The organism is Clostridium sp., assembly GCF_036639235.1.
In the GTDB taxonomy this organism is placed as follows: domain Bacteria; phylum Bacillota; class Clostridia; order Clostridiales; family Caloramatoraceae; genus Clostridium_AB.
Window position 1 is genome coordinate 1 of sequence record NZ_JAVWJB010000106.1, and the last position, 2,076, is coordinate 2,076.

The 2,076-nt window shown below is 31.2% G+C and carries 3 protein-coding genes; all 3 read right to left on the minus strand.

Translation table 11 applies throughout. The features are described 5' to 3' along the window. Positions 1-195 (minus strand): GntR family transcriptional regulator (locus RR539_RS10825; protein ID WP_332500450.1); only part of this gene is annotated, 195 nt, incomplete at its 3' end. A 39-nt stretch (positions 196-234) separates the two neighbouring features. After that, on the minus strand, positions 235-1,083 hold the full coding sequence (locus RR539_RS10830) for a DegV family protein (RefSeq protein ID WP_332500451.1): 849 nt from the start codon (positions 1,081-1,083) through the stop codon (positions 235-237). A 15-nt stretch (positions 1,084-1,098) separates the two neighbouring features. Next, positions 1,099-1,986: a nucleotidyltransferase domain-containing protein gene (locus RR539_RS10835; RefSeq protein WP_332500452.1), complete on the minus strand. Its 888-nt coding sequence runs from the start codon at positions 1,984-1,986 to the stop codon at positions 1,099-1,101. Positions 1,987-2,076 lie beyond the last annotated feature (90 nt).

The following is a 2,076-nucleotide window of genomic DNA, read 5'->3' on the forward strand; positions in this document are numbered from 1 at the left end:
CTTATAAGCATTTACTATTGTTACATTGTTAACTGAAAGTTTTCCTGCAAGTGCCCTAATAGCTGGTAGCTTATCATTTGGCTTAAGTGTTCCATTTTCTATAAACTTCTTAATTTCATTATGAATTTGAATATATAATGGTTCACTACTATCCTTATCTAAACATATAAACTCATGAAGCTTCACAACTTTCACCTCTAATTTTGATAATTTATATCTCTTCTTTAGTATATATTACTTTCCAACAAAGCAAATAGTAAGCGTTGATGGACCAACATGGGATCCTATAACTGAACCTATTTCTGTTATTAGAACATCCTCTATATTTAACTTGTCCTTAAGATCCTTTGCAAGTTCTAATGCAAATTCCTTATCCTGTGCATAACTTAATCCAATTCTTGAGTTTTGAATATCTTCTCCTCTTTCTTCAAAAATCTGAATTAATTTTTTAAGGACACCCTTTTTACCTCTACATTTCTCTAATGGTAATATAGAACCCTCAACAACTTGAAGTATTGGCTTAACATTTAAAAGACTACCAATAGCCGCCTGTGAAGATGAAATTCTTCCTCCCAATTTAAGCATATCTAGTGATCCTACTGCAATTAGATGTTGCATTTTTGAAGCCATTTCCCTAACTACTTTACTTATTTCACTTTTTTCTGCTCCACCTTTTGCCATAAGTGCAGCCTTCTCTACTAAAAGCCCCTGACCAACAGATGCGCAAAGAGTATCAATTACTTCAATTCTATTATCATTATCAAGCATTTCCTTAGCTATTAATGCTGATTGATATGTACCACTAAGTTTTGAAGAAAATGCTATACAAAGTACATCCATATTATTATCCAATGCATCTTGAAATTGTTTCTTAAAAGATGCAGGTGAAGCCTGTGATGTTGTAGGAATCTTCTTTACGGTTTTAAGCTTATTATAAAACTCCTCCGGTCCCATTTCCACTCTATCTAAAAACTCTCCATCCTCTAAAATAGTTACAAGTGGACTCATATCTACAGATAATTCCCTTAGGTAATCTATTTCTAAATCACATGAACTATCTGTTATTATTTTTACTTTTTGCATATTCTACCTCCATATTTAAACGCTATAAACTAGCTCCTCAACTAAAAACTCTCCTGATTCAGTTTCGTACCTTCTAGTTGTTTCGTTAATGATTCCCTGCTTTGCCATTTCGTGAATAACAAGGCTCATATCCTTATTAATAAGGTTAAATCCTTTACCTTCTTGTATATCCATAATTGAGCAAAGGTTGTTGTTTTTTTGGATAAATTCAACTATTGGAAGTGTTATCCTTCCTATATTCTTCTCAATAAAACTCTCTACATGTTCTAGTACCCTATTTATTCTATAGTCTAAGCTTTCATTACCTACTAAAATACCAAATAATTCCTCAATGTTAGAATCAAGATTAACTGCAATAGATATAACATCCTTGTCAGTTACATACCCGCTCATGTTCATTTCAAGTCTTGCATAATTCTTGTAAACTAATAATGCAAGTTCATATGATGTTTCATATTTCTTCGTATAGTAAAACTTCTTAGCATAATGCATAAGATTAAATATCTCACAAAGTATATCTATATTTCTAATACATCTATCGCTATCTGAGTAAAATCTTGTTGCCTGATAAATAGACTTAACGTCCTTATCTATACAATAAGCAAGCTTTCCACTTGAAAATGCCTTATGGAAAGTACCCCCCTTGATTATGTTTTGATAATTCCTAATAAAAAGATCCTTTGACATATAATTTATGTGCATAAAAATACCATACTCTTTTGTGTAAAGGATATCCATTTTGTCTTCTTCACTTGTAACTACAATGAAATCTATATCAGATTCTTCCCAGATATCTCCAGTAACTATGCTGCCATATACGATTACAGCTAGTGTATTTGAATTGTTTTTTAAGTTTGTTAATGCTTTCTCATATGCTTGTTGATACTCTCTAACTCTAGACAAAACTTTCCTACCCCCTTATATAGTTACTTAGAATTATATCAAAGCATAGTATTATTTACAAACAATTAGATTATTAATTATTATTTGATT

Bases quoted from the DNA above. Each gene is read 5' to 3' on its own strand.
- RR539_RS10830 (WP_332500451.1), bottom strand. From the start codon at position 1,083: ATGCAAAAAGTAAAAATAATAACAGATAGTTCATGTGATTTAGAAATA.